Source organism: Clostridium sp. K04, assembly GCF_019734375.1.
Classification (GTDB): domain Bacteria; phylum Bacillota; class Clostridia; order Clostridiales; family Clostridiaceae; genus Clostridium; species Clostridium saudiense.
Genome location: NZ_JAASHD010000039.1, coordinates 1 through 22,253 on the forward strand (window position 1 = coordinate 1; position 22,253 = coordinate 22,253).

At 26.8% G+C, this 22,253-nt stretch carries 18 protein-coding genes and 1 riboswitch; of the genes, 15 read left to right on the plus strand and 3 right to left on the minus strand.

The window, feature by feature from the left end; genetic code table 11:
• Positions 1 to 497: 497 nt before the first annotated feature.
• Entirely contained in the window at positions 498 to 1,463 is a 966-nt protein-coding gene (locus HCG70_RS14170) for a sensor histidine kinase (RefSeq protein WP_172684746.1), read from the plus strand.
• 128 nt (positions 1,464 to 1,591) lie between these two features.
• Here HCG70_RS14170 and HCG70_RS14175 read toward each other — a convergent pair whose 3' ends face one another.
• Positions 1,592 to 3,652 carry a M48 family metallopeptidase gene (locus HCG70_RS14175; protein ID WP_055277324.1) on the minus strand — a complete coding sequence of 687 codons (2,061 nt, stop codon included), beginning with the start codon at positions 3,650 to 3,652 and terminating at the stop codon, positions 1,592 to 1,594.
• Between the two features lie 537 nt (positions 3,653 to 4,189).
• On the opposite strand from HCG70_RS14175, the gene HCG70_RS14180 reads away from it, so the two are divergent.
• The 3 genes from HCG70_RS14180 (at position 4,190) to HCG70_RS14190 (ending at position 7,947) form a co-directional block, all read left to right on the plus strand.
• Positions 4,190 to 6,118: an ABC transporter substrate binding protein gene (locus HCG70_RS14180; RefSeq protein ID WP_221697893.1), complete on the plus strand. Its 1,929-nt coding sequence runs from the start codon at positions 4,190 to 4,192 to the stop codon at positions 6,116 to 6,118.
• A 160-nt stretch (positions 6,119 to 6,278) separates the two neighbouring features.
• Positions 6,279 to 6,950 (plus strand): HAD family phosphatase, encoded by a 672-nt coding sequence (locus HCG70_RS14185; protein ID WP_042400469.1) that lies wholly within the window; start codon positions 6,279 to 6,281, stop codon positions 6,948 to 6,950.
• A 52-nt stretch (positions 6,951 to 7,002) separates the two neighbouring features.
• Positions 7,003 to 7,947: a CPBP family intramembrane glutamic endopeptidase gene (locus HCG70_RS14190; protein WP_195948854.1), complete on the plus strand. Its 945-nt coding sequence runs from the start codon at positions 7,003 to 7,005 to the stop codon at positions 7,945 to 7,947.
• A gap of 68 nt (positions 7,948 to 8,015) precedes the next feature.
• Here the strand turns inward: HCG70_RS14190 and HCG70_RS14195 are convergent, their stop codons facing one another.
• Positions 8,016 to 8,744, minus strand: a complete 729-nt coding sequence (locus HCG70_RS14195) for an AraC family transcriptional regulator (protein WP_052330723.1) — start codon at positions 8,742 to 8,744, stop codon at positions 8,016 to 8,018.
• 214 nt (positions 8,745 to 8,958) lie between these two features.
• Between HCG70_RS14195 and HCG70_RS14200 the strand changes: the two genes are divergently transcribed.
• The 9 genes from HCG70_RS14200 to HCG70_RS14240 all read left to right on the plus strand — a co-directional run bounded on the left by HCG70_RS14200 (position 8,959) and on the right by HCG70_RS14240 (position 19,290).
• Complete coding sequence (locus tag HCG70_RS14200) at positions 8,959 to 10,980, plus strand: NEAT domain-containing protein (RefSeq protein ID WP_221697894.1); 2,022 nt, start codon at positions 8,959 to 8,961, stop codon at positions 10,978 to 10,980.
• Between the two features lie 104 nt (positions 10,981 to 11,084).
• Positions 11,085 to 11,732 carry an NEAT domain-containing protein gene (locus HCG70_RS14205; protein ID WP_042400459.1) on the plus strand — a complete coding sequence of 216 codons (648 nt, stop codon included), beginning with the start codon at positions 11,085 to 11,087 and terminating at the stop codon, positions 11,730 to 11,732.
• Between the two features lie 41 nt (positions 11,733 to 11,773).
• Entirely contained in the window at positions 11,774 to 12,664 is an 891-nt protein-coding gene (gene isdE / locus HCG70_RS14210) for a heme ABC transporter substrate-binding protein IsdE (RefSeq protein ID WP_221697895.1), read from the plus strand.
• Between the two features lie 2 nt (positions 12,665 to 12,666).
• Positions 12,667 to 13,659, plus strand: coding sequence for an iron ABC transporter permease (locus tag HCG70_RS14215; protein ID WP_154820497.1), 993 nt, complete (start codon positions 12,667 to 12,669; stop codon positions 13,657 to 13,659).
• Complete coding sequence (locus HCG70_RS14220; protein ID WP_055277319.1) at positions 13,659 to 14,429, plus strand: ABC transporter ATP-binding protein; 771 nt, start codon at positions 13,659 to 13,661, stop codon at positions 14,427 to 14,429. The genes HCG70_RS14215 and HCG70_RS14220 overlap by 1 nt, the downstream gene beginning before the upstream one ends.
• 22 nt (positions 14,430 to 14,451) lie before the next feature.
• Positions 14,452 to 15,174 carry an FMN-binding protein gene (locus tag HCG70_RS14225; RefSeq protein WP_052330722.1) on the plus strand — a complete coding sequence of 241 codons (723 nt, stop codon included), beginning with the start codon at positions 14,452 to 14,454 and terminating at the stop codon, positions 15,172 to 15,174.
• 243 nt (positions 15,175 to 15,417) lie between these two features.
• Positions 15,418 to 16,392, plus strand: a complete 975-nt coding sequence (locus HCG70_RS14230) for an FAD:protein FMN transferase (protein ID WP_055277316.1) — start codon at positions 15,418 to 15,420, stop codon at positions 16,390 to 16,392.
• A 305-nt stretch (positions 16,393 to 16,697) separates the two neighbouring features.
• Positions 16,698 to 16,781: riboswitch (cyclic di-GMP riboswitch) on the plus strand.
• Positions 16,782 to 16,853: 72 nt separating this feature from the next.
• The gene (locus tag HCG70_RS14235) at positions 16,854 to 17,096 is read left to right on the plus strand and encodes a hypothetical protein (RefSeq protein WP_042400443.1); all 243 of its coding nucleotides are present in this window, start codon (positions 16,854 to 16,856) and stop codon (positions 17,094 to 17,096) included.
• Positions 17,097 to 17,247: 151 nt separating this feature from the next.
• On the plus strand, positions 17,248 to 19,290 hold the full coding sequence (locus tag HCG70_RS14240) for a pectinesterase family protein (RefSeq protein ID WP_055277872.1): 2,043 nt from the start codon (positions 17,248 to 17,250) through the stop codon (positions 19,288 to 19,290).
• A gap of 63 nt (positions 19,291 to 19,353) precedes the next feature.
• On the opposite strand, the gene HCG70_RS14245 is transcribed toward HCG70_RS14240, so the two are convergent.
• Positions 19,354 to 19,533 carry a hypothetical protein gene (locus HCG70_RS14245; RefSeq protein WP_055277871.1) on the minus strand — a complete coding sequence of 60 codons (180 nt, stop codon included), beginning with the start codon at positions 19,531 to 19,533 and terminating at the stop codon, positions 19,354 to 19,356.
• Positions 19,534 to 19,787: 254 nt separating this feature from the next.
• Here HCG70_RS14245 and HCG70_RS14250 point away from each other — a divergent pair, with 254 nt between their 5' ends.
• Complete coding sequence (locus HCG70_RS14250; RefSeq protein WP_221697896.1) at positions 19,788 to 20,987, plus strand: YgeY family selenium metabolism-linked hydrolase; 1,200 nt, start codon at positions 19,788 to 19,790, stop codon at positions 20,985 to 20,987.
• 16 nt (positions 20,988 to 21,003) lie between these two features.
• A complete protein-coding gene (gene ygeW / locus HCG70_RS14255; RefSeq protein WP_055292030.1) occupies positions 21,004 to 22,197 on the plus strand; it encodes a knotted carbamoyltransferase YgeW in 1,194 nt (397 codons plus the stop codon).
• Positions 22,198 to 22,253 lie beyond the last annotated feature (56 nt).

The window sequence follows — 22,253 nt, forward strand, 5'->3', positions numbered from 1 at the left end:
TATATACTTAATAAAGTCGATTGATGAGAGATAATTATTTAAATAATTTGAAATAAATAAAAAAATACATGAAAAAAATAGTTTTATACTTATAATTTATATATAATAATTTTAATAGTAAAAGAAATATAATAATAATTATGCAATTTAATATTAGGAGCGTATTGAAAATAATGCAGTTTATAGATTATTTTATTAAATTAATAATTTGTATATTTAATATAGGTACTACTTTATATTTTTTTGATAATGTACTAAATTATAACAAGACACTTAAAAGTAGTACTAGAGTATTATATGTTATAGTACATTTGCTTTTTTTATATGTAGGAACATATATAGGTGTTATTCCTACAATTATAGGGTATTACAGTATATTGTTAGTATGTGGAATTTATATAAAGGGAAGAATAAAGTTAATAAATTTTTTTTGGATAATCCAATTTGTGTCAAATTGTTTATCTGTATATTTTATAGTATATACTTTAGGAAGGCTATTGAGAAAGTATACTATATTAGCATTATTAAATCAAAGTTTCTTATTAGATGAAAGTTTACATTTGATTTCCGTATTATTACAGATTTTTATTATAAAATTTCATATAAAGCAAAAAGATTTTATTGAAAAATTTAGTAATAGTCAAATATTAATATCAAGTTTTATATTTATTATAATACAATTGTGTTTAATTATTCAATTATTAGATAATATAGGTATTGTTGCTTTTAATATAATTTATAAAACTGAAATAAGTATATTATTATGTTGCATAAATGGTTTTTTATATAAAATTTTAATAATTCTTTCTAAAGAAATTGAAGAAAAATATTTATTAGAAATGAGTATTAAACAAACAGAATTAGAAGAAAAATATATAAAAGAAATATCTGAAATATATACTAATATAAAATCTTGGAAACATGATTATAGAAATAATATAAATGTTATTTGTAACTTAGCAATTGCAAATGAACATAAGAAGTTGTTTGATTATATTGAGGAATTAGATAAAGAAATATTGATTGCTGAAGCTTTAATTTATACTGAAGATTTTCTTATAGATTCAATAATAACATCTAAATATTTATATGGAAATAGCAAAAAAATTGAATTTAATATTAAATCTGAAAAAATACGAAGAGGAAATATTTCGGATTTTGATATAAATATAATTCTTAGTAATATATTAGATAATGCTATAGAAGGTGCATTAAAATCTAAAGAAAAGATAATATACATTGATATATTTGAAAAAAATAATAATATTGTTTTTAAAATTAAAAATACTTTTGATGGAAAGATAAAAAAAATCAATGAAAATTACATAACAACAAAAGAAGGAAATATTCACGGATTAGGAATACATAGAGTAATAAGTACTGTAAATAAATATAATGGAGTTATTTATATGAATAATGATGAAAATATTTTTGAAAATAAAGTAATAATTCCTATAAACTAAAATAACGGATAATTTAAAAAGGCTAGTGTTATTAAAATAACAAATTAAGAGATTATAAAATAATAAAATGCAGCTATCTTAGATATTAAAAAGTAGCTGCATTAATTATTTAAATAAATCTAATTTTATTAGCTTACGAAACCATGTTTAAATTTAGTAATAAAATTTACTAGTTTATCCTTGGTTTTACTACTTAATGATAAGGAGTAACTTTCAGGATTTTCAATGACACTTATAGGAATAATAGATCTTTTCTTGCCTGACAACCTATCATTAATATTTTTTAAATATATATTAACAAATTTTAAATTTGAATTAAGTTTGCCTAATTTTTTAAAATATTTTTTTGCGTTAATTAAATTACCAGTATAGTAAAAGCTTATTGCATATTTAGTTAAGAAGTCTTCATTATCTAATAATAAACTACCAGCTGGAGTATTTACACTTTTATTTAAATAAATAAGTGCTTCTTTATAATTTTCAACTTTAGTTAATAATAAGGCTAAACTACATATAGAATAATAATCATCTTCTTTAAATGAAAGAGCAAGCTTGTAGTATTTGATTGCTTCATCATATAAGTTATTATTTAAACAATATTGACCATATATTTTGTATAACTCAAAATCACCGTTAAATAAATTTAAAGCAGCATTTAAATATTTTTCAGCATTTTTAGAATCAGAACAAACTGAGTCGTAAGCTAAGGAGCGTAACTCAATATATTCTTCTAAATTATCAGATTTAATATTTTTTAATGAATCGTAGCTTAATGATTCATTAAAATATAGTTTGTTAAATAATACATCAATCCTTAGAGATGGGTAAATAGACAATAATTCGTTATGCCTTGAGGTCCACCTAAAGTAATTATTTAAGAAATCATAAATGTTTTTAGGAATATTTTTATTAGTAGTTATAAATTTTATAGTTTGTTGCTCGAATAAATAAAATAACGCTTCGTTTGACGCAATAGGCAAAGATAATAACTCTTTCCAACTTTCCTCATTTACCCTAAGTGAAAAATTTTTATATATTTCTTTAAGCTTATAATTAAAAGGATCTATATAAGAATTAATGTACTTTTTATATACTGGAATAGTCAAATTATCTGAACTATCATCAGCAGAAATTTTATTTTTAATACTCTCTAATTCAAATCTTATTGATAGATCCCAAGGGCGTAAAATAAGTAATAAATCATACAAGTCTTTGGCTTTTTGTAATTCATAAGAATAGTGATAAGCATGAGCCAAATCTATAATTGCTTCAATATCAATAGAATTTCTAAGAAGCTTGATATAGCGCTCTAAATAAGAAATTGCACTTGAATATTGATTGTTTATGGTTAGTAAGTGACCGAATTTTGAAAGGCTGTATAAATCATTACTGTTAATGTTAATAGCTTCTCTAAAATAGTTTAATGCCATAAGATTATCATTTCTATTTAAATAGTAAGTTCCTATAATTTTTACTAAATCTAAATCTTTTGTATATATTGAATAAGCAGCAAATAGACATTTTTTTTCAGGATCTAAATTATTATTTTGTAATGATAAATATGCTTTTTCTCTAAGTTCAAGATATTCATCTAGTTTTTCAGAATTTATGCCATCTAAATAGTTATATGTTAATGGAAGTGGATTTTCTATGCAATTAATTAGAGAATCCACTAATTCTGATGAAAGCTTTGTTTTCAATTTAATCTTATTACTTGTCCATTTAAATTTAGAATTTAATAATTGATATACTTTATTAGGTAAATATTTATGTGAATTTAAATATTTAATAAGTTCTATATTTAAAGAATCAATAGAAGATGAAGTTTCCAAAATCGCGGAAGTCAATAAATTAATCCAAGGCTCAAGTTTGAATCTGAGCAGAGGATTTGTATAAATTTCATCAACTTTAATAATAAACTTTTCAATGGTATCAATAGATTTACTATCCATAGATGAGTTGATTACTGCTGATAAAATATCATAATTAGAACTTCCTAATAAAGATAAATTTAAATCACTGATTGATACTTTGGCTAAAGATAAAGCTTTATTATATGCTGATTTTAAAGTTTTAAAATCAATATTGTGATTATTACAATTTTTAGAATTACTTAAGTTAGAATAAGCCTCTTTAATTTTATCAATATTTTTAGTAGGGGTTATACCTAATACTGTCCAACAACTCATAACTATAAATTATCCTCCTATTCATCAAATTTTTAAATTATTATGTAGATTATAGATAAGAAAAATTGGTGAAAAATATAAAAAATACTATATACATATTCTATAATAAATAGAAAATAATGTAAAAATAAATAAAGACAAATATTTTTACATTATTTTTGGATGTTCAATAAATAATATGTAAAGAATACGAGAAAATGTGAAAAGTTGTAAAAAATAAAATTGTAAAAAGTATAATAATTGAATAATATAGAGAATTTAGAGAGAAAAAAATCATTAATAAAATTTACTAATAGATTAAGAGAATTTTTGGCAGATGAAGAAGAATATAAGGAGCGAAATAATGCTTGAATATATAAAATATATACTTAAGAGAAAATAATCTTGAAATAAAGGAAGAAGATATTTAGTAATAAAAGAAAAAATTATTTAAATACATTAAAAATAATTAAAAAGTTGTATAAATAATATGTACAAAAAAGGAAGAAGTGGTAGTATAATTGTATTAGATACATATTAAAGAATGTGGGGAAAAAGATGGGGAAAATTAAAAAGGTAATTTATGCCGTAATAATTTTATTTATAGTAGTATTAACAACTATGGAATCTAAGACTTATTATGTAAGTGCAACTAATAAGAAGCTAAATATATTATTTATTAGTTCTTATGATTTTAATTTTATTTCATTTGATGATCAAATAGCAGGGATAAAAGATGGCTTAAATAATAATGTCAACTTAAGAGTTGAGTATCTAGATTCAGAATTAATAAGAAGTGAAAAAAGTATAGAGAATTTTTATAATATAATTAAGTATACTATTGAAAATTATGAAAATTTTGATGCGGTTATTACTGGGGATGATGAAGCTCTTCAATTTGCTTTAAAATATAGAGAGGATTTGTTTAAAGGAATTCCAATTTCATTTTTAGGAGTGGAAAAGGAGAGTTTATTAGAAAAAGCATTAGAATATTCCATGGTGTCTGGTGTTAGAGAGATGGAATCTATTTCAGAAAATTTAGAATTAATAAAGAATAATCATCCTAATGTAAATAATATAGTATTTGTTAATGATAGCGGTAATAATTTTTATCCAGATATAGTGAAAGAATATTCAAATTTTAATTTTAGTTCAATTATTACTGAAGATATTTCACAAGAAGAATTTCAAGATATAATATCAAAATTACAAGATGATACAGCTATAATATCTCTATATCCTGATGAATTTAAGGGTGAAAAAGTTTTAAGTTATTTGGAAGTAAATAAAATAATAAGTGAATACGCAAATGATGTACCTATTTATAATATTCTAGAATATGGTATCGGCACAGGTAGTATAGGAGGAAAGGTAGTTGACCATTATAAACAAGGTAAACTAGCAGGTCAAATAGTCATAAAATTATTGCAAGGAGAAGAGCCTTTAAGTATATTTATAGATGATAATAGTGCTAATAGTTATGTATTTGATTATAGTGTATTAAAGAAATATAATATTAGTAAAAAAAGTTTGCCTAAAAATTCAGTGATAATAAATGATCCAAGTGATATTATTAAGCAATATAAATTTGAAATATCACTAGTTATTGAATTTATTATTTTTTTAATATTTATTGTATGCATCTTAATTAAATATATATTTTCTAAAAGAAAATATGAAAAAAGGATATTAAAAGCTATGGAGGAGGCTGAAGAGGGTAATAAAATAAAATCTCATTTTATTGCCAATATAAGTCATGAGGTCAGAACCCCTGTTAATGTAATATTGTCTGCCGTTCAGCTATTAGAAGTAAATAAAACAACTGATCAGAATAAGTTAACTATAATAAAAAACAACTGTTTTAGATTAATAAGATTAATAAATAATGTTATAGATGTTGGAAAAGTTGAATTAGGAGACATAAAATTAAATCTAGTTCATATTAATATTGTAAATTTCATAGAATCTTTGGTAAATTCTATTTTACCATATGCGGAACATAAAAAATTAAGTGTAATATTTGATACAAATGAAGAAGATGTAATAATGAAAGTAGATGCTAATAAAATTGAAAGAACTATTTTAAATTTATTATCTAATGCAATTAAATTTTCTAATGAGGGTGGGGTCATAACAGTAAATTTGGAATTTACTGAAGATTTATTAAGAGTTGTTATTGAGGATAATGGAATCGGAATAAATTCTGAAGATAAAGAAAGGATGTTTGATAAATTTGTACAAGTTGATAATAGTCTTACAAGAAATAATGAAGGCTGTGGAATTGGATTAACTATTGCAAAATCATTTGTAGAACTTCATAAAGGAGTAATTAAAGTTACTTCTGAAATAAATAAAGGAACAAAATTCATTATAGAATTGCCAAGGTTTGAGCTTGATAAAGAAAGTGATGAATTTATTGAATTAAAAGCAAATAAATTAAAGCAAAAAACAGAAATTGAATTTTCTGATATATATATATATAGTTAGTAAACAAAATTATAAAATATGAACCTGCTCCAAGATATAAGATAGGAGTGGGTTCTTTTTTATTAGAATATATGAAAATTTAATTATGTTAATTTGTGGTATAATTAATAGAGTTATAAAATCAAAGTATTAAGATATGATTTTTATGGAGGAAAATTAGATGAAAATAGATATTAATAATATTAAGTCTATAATATTTGATATGGATGGAGTTATATTTGATACTGAATTAGTATATTTAGAGATTTGGTCAAAAGTCTTTGAGAAATATGGATATAAGCTACAAAAGGAGGTTTATGCTGAGGTCTTAGGAACAGGAAGGGAAAATGTAAAAAAAGTGTTTCTAAATAATTATGGAAATGAACTTCCAATAGATAAAATGTATAGGGAAAAGGATGAAGATTTAGAAAAAGCCGTAGATAAAGGAATTCCTTTAAAACAAGGTGCTTATGAAATTTTATCTTATTTAAAGAATAATAATTATAAGATTGCATTAGCAACTTCGGCATCAAAGGAAAGAGCATTAAAACAATTAAGATATGCTGATATAGAAAAGTTTTTTGATGTTATTGTATCGAGAGATGATGTAAAAGAAACTAAACCTAATCCTGATATATTTTTAAAAGCAGCAAAAAAGCTAAATGTTAATCCTAATGAATGTATCGTAATTGAAGATTCTAGTGCGGGTATCAAAGCGGCATTTAATGCAGGAATGGCAGGGATTCATGTTGTTGATTTAAAAGAACCTGACAATGAAATAATAAGAAACTGCTATAAAAGTTTTAATAATTTAAATGATATAAGAAAAGAAATTGAAATGCTTAGAGGATAATACTTATAATAAGGCAATATTTTTATATAATTATAAAAAAGGGGGAATTAATATGCTATTTAAGAATAAGAGTAATGAGATAAGAAGTGGTTGGAAGATATTATTGGTATTTCTATTAACATATGGGTTATCTTTTATTGTATCGATAATTCTAGGTATTGTTTTGGCGATAATAGGAAGTGTTACAGGTAATACAGAATATTTATTAACAGGAAATATAGCTTCTATAATAAATAGTGAATTAATATTCTTAGTTTCTGTAGTATTAAGTAATTGTGTTAGTATAATTTCATGTATTATAGTGTGGAAATGGCTTGATAAAAAGAAAATAAGAGAAATGGGAGTAACATCTATTAAAAGAGGTAGGAATGAATTTTTAGTAGGTTTAGGGGTTGGTGCTATCACTATTAGTATAGTTGCAGTAGGAATTATATGTTTCGGTAATGTTGAATTTGTAAATCCGATAAACAAACCCAATATAAGTTTATCATTAATTTATGGGTTAATTTCATTTGTTTTTGTAGGTTTTGGTGAGGAGATATTATCTAGAGGATATATAATGAGTGTATTAAAGCAAACAAGGAGTAAGTGGGTTGTATTAGTGGGTCCTGCATTGATATTTGCAATGTTGCATTTAGCTAATAATGGAATTAGTGTTTTGGCATTTATTAATTTGTTTTTAGTTGGTTTATTGTTTGCTTATATGTTTATGAAATCTAAAAATATCTGGATGCCAATAGGATATCATATAACTTGGAATTATTTTCAAGGATATATTTGGGGATTTGGAGTAAGTGGAAATGATGTTCAAGGATTATATAAAATTAAAAATGTTAGTGATAATATAATAAATGGTGGTGCTTTTGGACCGGAAGGTGGATTAATGGTTACAATTATCATTTGTTTAACTTTTGGATTTGTATACTGGTATTATAAAGATGAAAACATAGATAATTTTATGGGGATTAAAATTAAGGAAATAATAGATTTGAAATAAAAGTAAAAACTAAAAAATTAACTACTTCCTATACAGTAAATTAGGAGGTAGTTAATTTTTTTTATTTTTTATTTTTTATTTTTTAAATATTCATCTCTGAATTCTAACGGAGTTTTTGAAGTAATTTTTTTAAACACTGTACTAAAATAACTTTGATTATTATAACCAACAGATAATGAAACATCAAGCAAGGAGATATTAGGATTTTTTAGTAATTCCTTGCTTTTTTCAATTTTATAATTATTTAAATAATTTATAAATGTAGAGCCGGTTTCTTTCTTAAAAACACTACAAAAGTAACATTTATTAATATTTAATTCACTACAAATATCATCTATTGAAATTTCGGTAGTATAATTTTTTTCAATATATTTAATAGCATGATTTACACATGGAGAATTATTTGTAGAGGTTTTATCAATACAAATGTGATTATCTATTATATAAGAATGCAATTTTATTATGTTATTTAACCATTCTTCTGTAAGTGTATTAATAGCATCAGAATAATTAGCATCCTCATTAATAGTATATGGACCTAGTAATAGATGCATTTTATTATTGTCATAATGATTAAATGTAATGCAAGTAAAGGCAATATCACTAGTAATATTTAATGAAAATGTATTAGAAGAACAATCGATATTTTTTAGTTTTTCTATAGCTTTTGATATATATAATGAATTATTAATATCTGAATCATGATTATAAGTAAAAACAGTTTCAAATTTATGATTTAAAACTAAGATAGGAACAGAAAGGCAATTAAAGAAACTAGTTAATATATTTGAAATCATTGAGATTAATATCCTCCCCATAAAAATTCTTTTTATTTTATAAAATATAAAAATATTGTTAAAAAATATATAAATATTGTTGAAACATTTTAGTAAAATATATGATATTATTTTATAAGCAAATGAGAATCAATATCATTTATTATGAGATATAATTTATGATATGTCAATGAAGATAAATGAATTTTGAAATAAATTTAGGGGGATAAGATTTATGTTAAAGAAGAAAATAAGTCAATTATTAGCTGCAGTAATGGTAGCAACTACTGTATTAGGAGCGAATGTACAAGCTGTTGGGGCTACGGTGGTAGATGATACAATAGCAGTTACAGCATCAAAAGTTGAAAATGGAACTTATGTAGTACCAAATACTGCAATGAAAATAGATGGTTCTGGCGAAAGTACTATGAATAAGTTTATGGACAGAGAATCAGTTATAAAGGTTGATGGTGATAAAATTACAGTAACTATGAAATTTAATGAACAAGGCTTAAATGTTGTACAAGAAGTACATGGTGGTACTGTAAATGATGAAGCAGTAGAATTAATTAAAAATGATGATGGATCATTTACATTTGTAGTTCCATCAGTAGATTCAAAAATTAATATTGAATTAACATATGCAATGGGAACTTGGGTTCACACAACAAACTTCTACTTAGTAAATGATATAACATCAATTCCAACAGTTGATGATTCAGTAAATGGTGGAGAGAACATAGAAACTCCAGATAATAGTGGAGATAATGTAGGAAATGATGGTTCAGAAGACAATGGAAACATTGGGGGAGAAGAATCAAAGGTTTTAGAAGATGGAAATTATACATTAAATAATGCTGTTAATAAACTTGGTACATCACAACAAAGTATGGCTAGACAATTTATAGAAGAAAAGACAGATGTTACTGTAAAAGATGGAAAAATTACTATGACATTAAGATACAAAGGTCTTGGATTAAAATCTATAAGAAATACTAATGTAAAAGTTAATGGTGTTGCAACTGCTTCTACTGTAAATGAAGATAAATCAGTATCGTTTGAAGTTCCATCAATAGATGCAAAAGTTGAAGTTGAAATGGATATATATGTTCCAAACTTAATGACTGAAATACAATCAATAGATTTAGTAAATGATGTGAATTCGTTAGTAAAAGTTGATGATAATAATTCAGGAAGTGATTCAGAAAATAACGGTGGAAGCACAGATAAGCCTGAAAATGGTGAAGGGAACACTGGAAATGATACTGGGAATGATGGATCAAACAACGGTGGTTCAAACAATGGAACAACTGAAGAGCAAGGTACAAAGGTTTATACAGGAAAACTTGAAGTTACTCATGAAAGTGAAACTGGATTAAGCATGGCTAAAAAGGCATTAGAAGAAACATTAAAAGTTGAAGATGTAAATGGAAAGAAATATGTTACATTAACATTTACTCCTATGGGATCAACAATGATGAATAATCATACAATATATGTTAATGGAAATAAGGTAGATGCAACTAAAACAATGAATGGTGAAATTGTTAGTTTAAGATTCCAAGTTGGAAGTCTAGAAGATTCAATAAAAGTATCAGCTTATGTTTCTATGATGGGAAGTAATGTACAATTTGGAGTTAACGTATTAGAAGATACATTAACATTAGTTACAAATGGGACAACTGATAATTCAGGAACTACTGGAGGAACAACAGGTGGTTCAACAACTAATAATGGTACAAATAATGGTACAAGCGGAAATACAACAACTACTCAAGATGAAGTAAAAGTAACTAAGGGTAAATTATACTCTATTCAAAACAGTGTAACTCATGAAAGTGAAACTGGAAGATCAATGGCTAGAAAATACTTAAACTCTACTTCAAAAGTTGAAGAAATAGATGGTAAGTACTATGTTACTTTAACATTCACTGGAGCAGAGTTTATGCAAAATCATGTGATTTATGTTAATGGTAAAAAGGCAACTATAACTAAAAATACAAGTGGAGACACTACTAATATTAGATTTGCAGTTTCAAGCTTAAGTGATAGTATAACAGTTAAAACTTATGTAGTTCCAATGGATAAAGAAGTTGAGTTTGGTGTTACATTATTACAAGATACTTTAACATTCATTAAGGAATATACAGTAGATACATTACCACAAACAGGAGCGCCAATTGGAGCAGGAGCTGTTGCAGGTTTAGGTTTAATTTTAACATCTGCAGGAACTGTTTTAGTAAAGAAAAGAAAGTAATCTAAATTAATTTTAGTAGGTATATGATATGAGGGGGTAAATAAAATAGTAACACTATTTATTTGCCTCCTAATTTAGGTTTAATGATTAAGGAGAATAGAAAAATGAAAATATTAAATAAATTTAAAGGGATTATAATGGCTGTAATGGCTTTAGGAATTTTCGTAACTATAGGAAGTAAACGTGTATATGCAACTGAAACTGACATTGCAAGTGGTATATATGAAATTGAAAATGATGTTTATCATGAATCAGAAACTGGTATGGCTATGTCAAGAACTTATCTTTTACCATCAATGAGTGTAGAGGTAACAAAAGAACATGTAATTTATACTATAGGTTTTTCAGGAAGTGATTATATGGAGAACTATAGAATGAAGGTTAATGGAGAAGAAGTTCCAGTTGAAATATTAGAAGAAAATAGTGAAGAGGGAACTGTTAAATTAAATGTTGAAGTTGATAAAGTAGATGCAGATATGGCAGCTATTATTTACGTTGGTCCAATGGAAAGAGATGTTGAGTTTAAGGTTATACCTAAGATGGAAACTTTAACTTTAGTACAAGCAATTGAAGATGAAGTTGAGGAAATAGTACCAGAAGATGAAAGTGAAGAAGTTGAAATAGAAGAAGAAAATTTAGCAGTAGTAGCTGATAATGAAAAAAGCAGCAATAATGTTATTTTAATTATAGCTGGTGTAGCTGTGGTAGTTGCAATTGGAGCAGTAGTAATTGTAAAAGCTAAAAAGAAATAATGAGTTATTCAAATCAAATATTTATAGGAAGGTTATAGGATATGAAATATAAAAGAATTATATCTATGATAGCTGCAGGGGTTATGACTTTAAGTTTTATGAGCTGTAGTTCTGATAATAGTGAAAATAAAAGTGTAGCAGTAGGTACTGGTGAAGAGGTAGTAGTAGCAACATCTGTTGCAGTAACAGAAATATTAGATGCATTAGGTGTTAAGGTTTCAGGGGTTCCAAGTACATCTTATGAATTGCCTGAAAGTACTGAGGGAGCTGTTGAAATTGGAAATCCAATGAGTCCAGATTTAGAAATAATTAAATCATTAAATCCAACAGTAGTAGTATCAGTAGATACTTTAGGTTCTGATTATATGAATTTGTTTATAGAAAATAACATTCCAAGTGAGTTTGTTTCATTAGAAAGCTTAGATGGATTAAAAGAAGCAATTATTAGTTTAGGTAAAAGATTTGATAAGGATGATGAAGCAACAGCTTTGATAAATGAAATACAAGCAAAAGAATTAGAAGTTCAAGAAAAGGCGGCATCATTAGAAGATACAGATGTTTTAGTTTTATTTGCAGCACCAGGTTCAACTATGATTGCAACATCTAAATCTTACATTGGAAGCTTAGTCGAACTTGTTGGAGGAAAAAATATTATTGAAGATAATAGTACATCATTTACTACTTATAATAAAGAAGATTTAGCAATGCTTAATCCAGATAAGATTTTAGTTATGGTACATGCACTTCCAGAAGAAACAAAAGTAGCATTAGAAGCTGAAATGGCAACTGATTCTGCATGGCAAAATATAGATGCTGTAAAAGAAGGAAATGTAGTTTACTTAGATAGTGAATATTTTGGAATGAGCGCAAATCTTAAAGTAATTGAAGGATTAGATATGTTAAGTGATATAGTTCATGGTATTGGAGAATAATTATGAGAGTTTCAGATAAAAAGTTTAAAATATCATTTATAATAATATCCTTATTAGTATTATTAGCAACAATATTAGTTTCATTAAAATTGGGTAGTGTTAACATAACATTTAAAGAACTTATAAGTGGATTATTTTCAGGGCAATCAGATGGAAATATAGGAATTATCAAAGATTTAAGAATGCCAAGAGTAATAATAGCTGTATTGGTTGGAGCTAATTTAGCAATAGCAGGGGTTTTATTACAATCGGTAATAAGGAATCCACTAGCAGATCCATATATAACAGGTATATCTTCAGGAGCATGTGTAGTTACAGTTTTCTTTATGGTATTTATACCAAGTGTAACTAACTTAAGACCTATATTTGGATTCTTTGGAGGATTAGTATGTTGTGTGATTATTTATTTTATGGCATATAAAAATGGGTTATCACCAATAAGAATTGTACTTGCAGGTGCAGCTTGTAATGCATTATTAAGTGGACTTTCATCAATGATTACTGTTAGTGCAGGACTTGGAGCGAGCAATATTCAAAAATGGATGATGGGAAGCCTGGCTACAGTTAATTGGAGTAATGTAAAGATATTATTAGTTTATTCAGTTATAGGAATAATTGCAGCATTATTATTAAGTAAGATATGTAATATATTAGCGCTTGGAAGTAAGAATGCGAGAAGTTTAGGATTTAATTCAGATTTATATATGATAATAGTTACTGCTGTAGCAGTATTCTTAGCAAGTATATCAACAGCAATTGCAGGGGTTATATCTTTCGTTGGATTAGTTGTTCCTCATGTTTGTAGAATAATTATAGGATCAGACCATAAATATTTAATCCCATGTAGCGGAATAGTGGGAGGATTCTTAGTCTTATTTGCTGATACTGTTGGAAGAATGGCCATGAGGCCTAATGAAATACCGGTTGGAGTAGTAACAGCTATATTTGGAGCACCATTTTTCTTATATCTTTTAAGAAGGAGTGACTTAAAATAATGATAAAAGCAAAGGATTTATACTTCTCTTATGATAAAGATAAGAGTTTTATTACTAAGTTAAATGTTGAAATAGAAAAAGGAAAAATAACAACTATATTAGGTCCTAATGGTAGTGGTAAATCTACCTTGTTAAGTATATTTGCAGGATTAAATAAGCCTACTTCTGGAGACGTAAGCATTAAAGGTAATTCTATAAAGTCATTAAAGCAAAAAGATTTGGCAAAAGAAATCGCCACAGTTCATCAGCAAAATACAGTTCCTAGTGATATTACGGTTAAAGAATTGGTGTCTTATGGCAGAATACCTCATAAAAAGTATTTCCAAGGAAATAACGAAAGTGATGATGAAATAATAGAATGGGCAATAAAAAGAACAGGCTTACAAAGTTTAAAAGACAAAGCTGTTATGAGTATGTCGGGTGGAGAAAGACAAAGAGCTTTTATAGCAATGGCATTAGCGCAAAAAAGTGAAATTTTATTTTTAGATGAGCCTACAACATATTTGGATATTTATCATCAAGTTGAAATACTAGAACTTGTTAAAGAGTTAAATGAAGAAAGTAACTTAACTGTTGTTATGGTATTACATGATATTAATCAAGCTATAAAATATAGTGATAATGTTATAGTTATGAAGTCAGGACAAGCAATAGCAAGTGGTAAGGCAAATGAGGTTATAAATATGAATTTACTTAATGATGTTTATAAAATTGGTGGTTTCATTAATGAAATGGAAGAAGAAACGGTATTTGTACCATTAAAATTATAATTAGAGTAAAGGAATGTATAATATGAAAAGTAAAAAAAATAAAATATTAGCTGCTACTGCTTGCGGTGTTATAGTAACTTCAATAGGAGCAAGTTTTTTATTCAATAAGCCTAATGAGGATAAAGCAGAGGATATAAAAAAAGATATTGAAGAAATTGAGAATAACGAAACAGAAGAGCTTGCTGAAGAAATAGAAAATACTGAAGAAAGTATTGAAAATATAATTGAAGAAGATAACAATGAAGAGGAAGTAAATATAGCTATTAGTGAAAGTTCATCATCAAACAATAATACTGATAACAGTACTACAAGTAATGCTACAAACAATTCTAATACAGCAACTTCACAAAGTACTACAACGAACAATAGTACAAGTAATTCACAAGCAGGAAATGCTATAGTTGAAGAAGTGAAAGATGAAGTAAGCAATAATGGTGGAGGGTCAAGTTCAACGACTAATGATAGTGTGGAAAGTACATCTAAATATAAGGATGGTACTTATTCAGGGTCAGCAACAGGATTTGCAGGAACGCTACAAGTTAGTGTACAAATATCTAATGACGTAATAACAGGTATTACTGTTATTAGTCATAATGATACGCAAGGAATTTGTGACAGAGCAATAGAAGAAATGCCGGGTAAAATAATATCAAGTCAAAGTACTAGTGTTGATGTAGTTTCAGGAGCATCATATACTAGTAAAGGAATAATAAATGCAGTAAATGATGCATTAAGTAAAGCTTAATTTAAGTAAGAGGTAAGAGATAAGAGGTAAGAGTTTAAATGGTAAACTTTTACTTATTAACTATTACCTCTTACTTTACTATGTGGCATAATTATTTTACATATTAAAATTGATTTATAAGATAAATAATAAATGCTATAAATTTTGCATTAAGTAATTTTCAGTCTTTTAGAAAAACTAATACTAACATTAATTTATAAAATGATAGTTTATATATAAAATATTAAGGAGAGTAATAGTTATATGAAATATTTTGTAGAGAAAGAAGATTTTATATTTAATACACGAGTATATCAAAAAATATGTTATGACAATAATGATATTAAAACGAAAGAGATAGAAGAAATAGCTGAAAAGGCTACTAAATTAATGAGGCAATTTGAAGAAAAATTAAGTTTTTTTTATGAGAGTAGTGAAGTAAGTAGTATTAATGAAAATGCATCAAACGGCTTTATAAAAATTTCTAATGATACTTTTGAAATATTAAAAAAATCAATTTATTATTCTAAATTAACCAATGGTATATTTGATATAACTATTGCACCTTTAGTTAAAGCATGGGCAATAAATAGTGATAATCCTACAATCCTAAGCAAAGAAAAGATTGATGAATTAATTGATTTAGTTGATTATGAAGATGTTATTTTAAATAAAAATAATTCAACAGTAATGTTATTAAGAAAAAATCAAAAAATAGATTTAGGAGGAATAGCTAAAGGATATATTGCCGATAAAATAATTGATTTTTATAAAGAAAATAATATTGATTCGGCCATAATAAATATAGGTGGTAATATAAAAGTATTAGGGCAAAAGGATGAAAATAGTTTTTGGAGTATAGGTATATATGAGCCAAAAAAACATAGTGAAAAAATTATATGCTCAATTGAAGCAAAAGACAAGTCAATAGTTACATCTGGTGGATATGAAAGGGCATTTAGTTATAATGGAGAATTATATTGTCATATATTAAATCCTAAAACTGGTTATCCTATAAAATCAGATTTAAAATCAATTACGATAGTAAGTGATAAATCAATAGATGGAGATTCGTTATCAACTCCTTTATTTATTATGGGTAAAAATAAGGCTTATGAGTTTATGAAGAAGCATAATATTAGTGGAGTAATGATTACAGATAAAGATGAAATAATAGTTACTAAGAATTTGTTAGAAGGATTTAAATTATTTGAAGATTATAAAGTATTAGCCTTTTAATAAGTTTATAGTTTGATTATTTAGTAGTGAAATAAAAAGTGAAGCTCTTATAGTTATGTATGTTATAAGGGGGATTTTAAAGTTATGTAGTTAAGTATTTCGAATTAATTGAAAATATTAATATAATAAAAAGTATATGAATAATATGATAATGTGAAAATTAATATACGTAGATTATTTTTTAATACAATTCTAAATAGCCTTAGATGTAATTTATAATACAAATTATGGATAAACAACCATTGATTCACTGGATGGGGGTTGTGGACTAAGTAATTTTTGTATAGTATTATGTTTTAAGTAAGATAAAAAATAGAAGCTATGATGTATATTCTGTATATGGGCACTTGGAATGTATTGAGTTATTAGTGCAACCGGCTATAATCTAAATTTTTAGATAATAGCCGGTTTTTATATTTGCAAAAATATAAACAAAAACGAAAGAAGAATGGGAAATAAAAATGAAAAAATTTCTAAAAAGTAAAAGCTTAAGCTTTATTGTTACGTGTATGTTTATGGTTACATTTATTGTGCCAAGCATAAATGTATATAGTGAAGAAATGTTAAGTTATTTACCCACAGGATTTACTAATGTAGCTATTGGAAAAAATAATGCTAATAATGGAAATGTCAATTTTGACAAAGATACAAAAGTACTAACTGTAACTGGTTCTGGAAATCAAAATAGAAAACAATTATGTTGATAATAATGTTACAAACTTTACAAATTACTTCTATAAGGTAATTGCTGCAAATGAAGAGGGAACAAGTAATGATTCACAAATTGTAAGAGCATTACCTAACAATAGTAATCCATTAAATCTTCAATATGAAGAAAATGCTGCAAAGTTTACTATGACCGAAGAGCCAAATGATACTGTATTTAGTTCAAAGGTAAACATAGCAGGATATACAGATAAAGATGGAACAATAACGATAAAGCAAAATGGAAAAGTTTTAATTGATTCAGAAGCAAAAGCTACAAATGAGGTTTTTGAAGTATCAATTAAATTAAATCAAGGTAGAAATGATATACAAATATATCAAACAACTAATGATGGTAAGACAACTTTAAAAAGCTATAATATAGTTTATTTAACTAATGATGGATATGATATAGTTGTAGATAGTAAATATGATGGTAAGTCAGGTGAATTAGTAAATGATAAGCAGACTTATAGTACAGTTACTGAAGCAATTAATTCAATAAGTACAAAAAATACTGAAAGAAAAGTTATATTAGTTAAGAATGGAACTTATGAAGAAAAGGTAACAATTCAATCACCTTATATAAGTTTAATTGGTGAAGATAGTGAAAAGACTATATTAACGTATGATGCAGCTAATGGAACTATAAATCCTAATACAGGAAAAAATTATGGAACAAGTGGAAGTGCATCTATAACTGTTAAATCAAAGGCTATAGGCTTTACAGCTGAAAATTTAACTATAGAAAACTCATTTGTAGAACAAGGAAATAATAATGAGCAAGCAGTTGCGTTAAATAATCAAGCAGATGAAAGTATTTTTATTAATACTAGATTTATTGGAAATCAAGATACCTTACTAGCAGATGCAAGTGCATCAGTTCCAGCAAGACAATATTATTATAAATGTTACATAGAAGGTGATGTTGATTTTATATTTGGTCGTGCACAAGCTGTGTTTGATGATTGTGATATTGCATCAGTAAATAGAGAATCAACTACTAACAATGGTTATGTAACAGCAGCAGATACTTGGGATAAAGATAACTATGGATATTTAATAATGAATTCAAGATTAATAGGACTTGATGATATAGCTGATAGTACTGTTTCATTAGGTAGACCATGGAGACCAAGTAGTCAAACACAACCAATGACTCCAGCAGTTACTTATGTAAATTGTTATATGGGAGATCATATAACAACAAAAGGATGGGACGATATGGGAGATTCATTAGCAGCAACAGCTGATTTTAGTGAATTTGGAAGTTTTGGACCAGGTGCAAAATTAAGTGATACTAGAAAAGTATTATCTGTTGATGAAGCTGCAAAGTATACATTAGAAAAGGCATTTGGATCAAGTGCTGCAACAGTAAATGGTGAAGCTGCATTTAAAGATAATTGGAATCCTAGATCAGAGGAATCAAGTATTAATATACATGATCTTTATGGCAAATTTGTACCTGTTACATCATTAATAATAGATGTTAATGAAATGATGTTAACAGTTGGGGATAAAAAAATAATTATATCTACAGTAGGACCAGAAGAAGCTACTGATAAGACTGTAACATTTGAATCAAAAGATAATAATGTCGCTACAGTGGATGAAAGTGGAAATGTAGAGGCTATAGGGGTTGGTACTACAGTAATAACTGTAAAATGTGGTGATATTGAAGTAGAATGTAAAGTAACAGTTAATCCAAAATTAACAGTAATAAATAGTGCTCCAATGATATCAGCAGAAGATGTAACAATAAATGTTGGAGACAACTTTGAAGTTATGAACAATATTACTGCAACTGATAAAGAAGATGGAGATATAACATCAACTATTAAAGTTATAGAAAATACAGTGGATACAACAAAGGCTGGAGAATATAAGGTAGTATATAAAGTTATAGATAGTGAAGGTGCGAGCACAACTAAGACTATAACAGTAACTGTACAAGAAGTAATTAATGATTCAGTAGTTGTAGAGCCGGAAAATACTCCAGAAAATAGTGGAGACAATAATACAAGTAATAATACCAATGGCAATAATGAAAGTAACAATGATGCAAACAATAGTAATAATGTAGATAATTCAAATTCATTACCACAAACTGGTGATAATTCTGCAGCTATAGTAGTAATATTAGCATTGGTTGTTATAGTAGCTGGTGTATTTATGTTTAAAAAGAAGAAATAATGTTTAAAAAGGTATAAGAAAACTATTATGTAGTTTTCTTATACCTTATTTTTTTATACAAATTTATAAATCATCAACATCTTGTTCTTCGCCATATCTTATAGTTCCTTCAGAACTAAAGCTATCATTAGGGTCTTTTTCTATAAAATATCCATCATTAGGTTCTTTAGAATTTTTAGCAAATTTAGTGCAGGATTTCATTTGAACATCTTTTAAATCAGATATATTTTTCATTTTACTCATAGAAATTACTCCTTTGATATTTAAAATATTAACATTAGTATAAGTAAATATTATTAAAAATAAACACAATTTTAAAATTTAATATAACATATGTCTAATTTTGATAAGTATTTTAACTTTACTTTAAGGTTTTAAAATTCCATAAAATAAAAGATTCACATAAAAAATAAAACTTCGTAATGTTAATGAATGTATATTGAAGACAATCTAAGCATAAGGAATTAGTAACTACTTTATTATATAAGGAGGATACTATGGATTTTAAAGAAATAAAATTAAAAGCTGAAGGCTATAAAAAGGATATGAGTAGATTTTTAAGGGACCTAATAGCTATACCTGGGGAAAGTTGTGGGGAAGAAGAAGTTATAAAAAGAATATATAAGGAAATGGAAAAGTTAGGATTTGATAAGATCGTAATTGATGGAATGGGCAATATTTTAGGATATATGGGTAATGGAGAAAAATTGATAGGATTTGATGGCCATATTGATACAGTTGGATTAGGAGAATTGAGTAATTGGAAATTTGATCCTTATAAAGGGTATGAAAATGATGAAGAAATAGGTGGAAGAGGAGCTTCTGACCAACTAGGTGGAATTGTAGCAGCAACTTATGGAGCAAAAATTATGAAAGACTTAGGGCTTTTAAGTGATAAATATACTGTATTGGTAACAGGAACAGTTCAAGAAGAAGATTGTGATGGGTTATGCTGGCAGTATATTTATAATGAGGATAAGGTAAGACCAGAATTTGTAGTAATTACAGAACCAACAAATGGGAATATATATAGAGGGCAACGTGGACGAATGGAAATAAGAGTTGAGGTAAAGGGAATATCATGTCATGGTTCAGCACCTGAACGTGGAGATAATGCCATTTATAAAATGTCGGATATACTTCAAGAAGTAAGAATGTTAAATGATAATCTTCATTATGATGAATTTTTAGGTAAAGGAACAATAACCGTTTCAGAGATATTCTTTAGTTCGCCTTCAAGATGTGCAGTGGCAGATATGTGTGCAATTTCATTAGATAGACGATTAACAGATGGTGAAACTTATGAAATGGCGTTAGAAGAGGTAAGAAATTTACCATTTGTAAAAAAATATAATGCTAAAGTAACAATGTATAAGTATAAGAGGCCAAGCTATACAAAAGTTGTTTATCCAACGGATTGTTATTTCCCAACATGGGTAATTCCAGAAGAAGCACCTGCAACAAAAGCTGTAGTAAAGGCTTTTGAAGAAATGTATGGAACTCCAAAGATTGATAAATGGACATTTTCAACTAATGGAGTATCTATAATGGGTAGATTTGGTATACCTTGTATTGGATTTGGGCCAGGAAAGGAAGAAGAAGCACATGCTCCTAATGAAAAAACTTGGAAAGCTGATTTAGTTAAATGTGCAGCAGTTTATGCTGCAATACCAACTATTTATTGTAATAACAAATAATAAGGAGATATTAGGGATGGAATTGATGGAAACATTTATTAATAAATTAAATGAATTAAATTTTAAAGAGATGTATAATAACGATTTTCTGTTAACATGGGAAAAAACTGATGATGAAATAAAGGCTGTTTTTACAGTTGCAGAGGCTTTAAAAAGATTAAGAGAAAATAATATATCTCCTAAGATTTTTGATAGTGGATTGGGAGTTTCGCTTTTTAGGGATAACTCAACTAGGACAAGATTTAGTTTTGCTTCTGCCTGTAATTTACTAGGACTTAAAGTACAAGATTTAGATGAAGGAAAATCACAAATTGCTCATGGTGAAACAGTAAGAGAAACTGCTAATATGATTTCTTTCATGTCTGATGTAATAGGAATTCGTGATGATATGTATATAGGTAAAGGAAATACTTATATGAGAACTGTATCAGAAGCAGTTAGAGAGGGTTATAAAAGTGGGTGCCTAGAGCAAATACCAACTTTAATTAATCTTCAATGTGATATAGACCATCCAACACAAGTTATGGCAGATACTCTTCATTTAATTAATGAATTTGGAGGAATAGAAAATTTAAAAGGTAAAAAGGTTGCTATGACATGGGCATATTCACCATCATATGGTAAGCCTTTATCAGTACCACAAGGGGTAATTGGTTTAATGACTAGATTGGGGATGGATGTAGTATTAGCACATCCAGAAGGATATGAAGTAATGAATAGTGTTGAAGAAATAGCTTATAAAAATGCTAAAGCTTCAGGTGGATCATTTACAAAAACTAATTCTATGAAGGAAGCATTTAAAGATGCAGATATAGTTTATCCAAAAAGCTGGGCACCTTATATAGCTATGGAAAAGCGTACAGATTTATATGGAAAAGGTGATAGTAATGGAATAAATGAGCTAGAAAAAGAATTGTTATCTCAAAATGCAAAACATAAGGATTGGCAATGTACTGAGGAATTAATGAAGACTACTAAGAATGGAAAAGCTATTTATCTTCATTGCTTACCAGCTGATATTAGTGGAGTAAGTTGTGAAAGTGGTGAGGTTGAAGCTTCAGTATTTGATAGATATAGGAATTTATTATATAAAGAAGCAAGCTATAAGCCTTATATTATTGCTTCTATGATTTTCTTAAGTAAGATGAAAAATCCACAAGAAGCATTAAGAAATTTAGAGATAAGAGGAATAGAAAGATATTTGAAATAAAAATATCTTTTACTATAGAAAATATCAATTAGCGAAATAGATATAAATTTATGGAT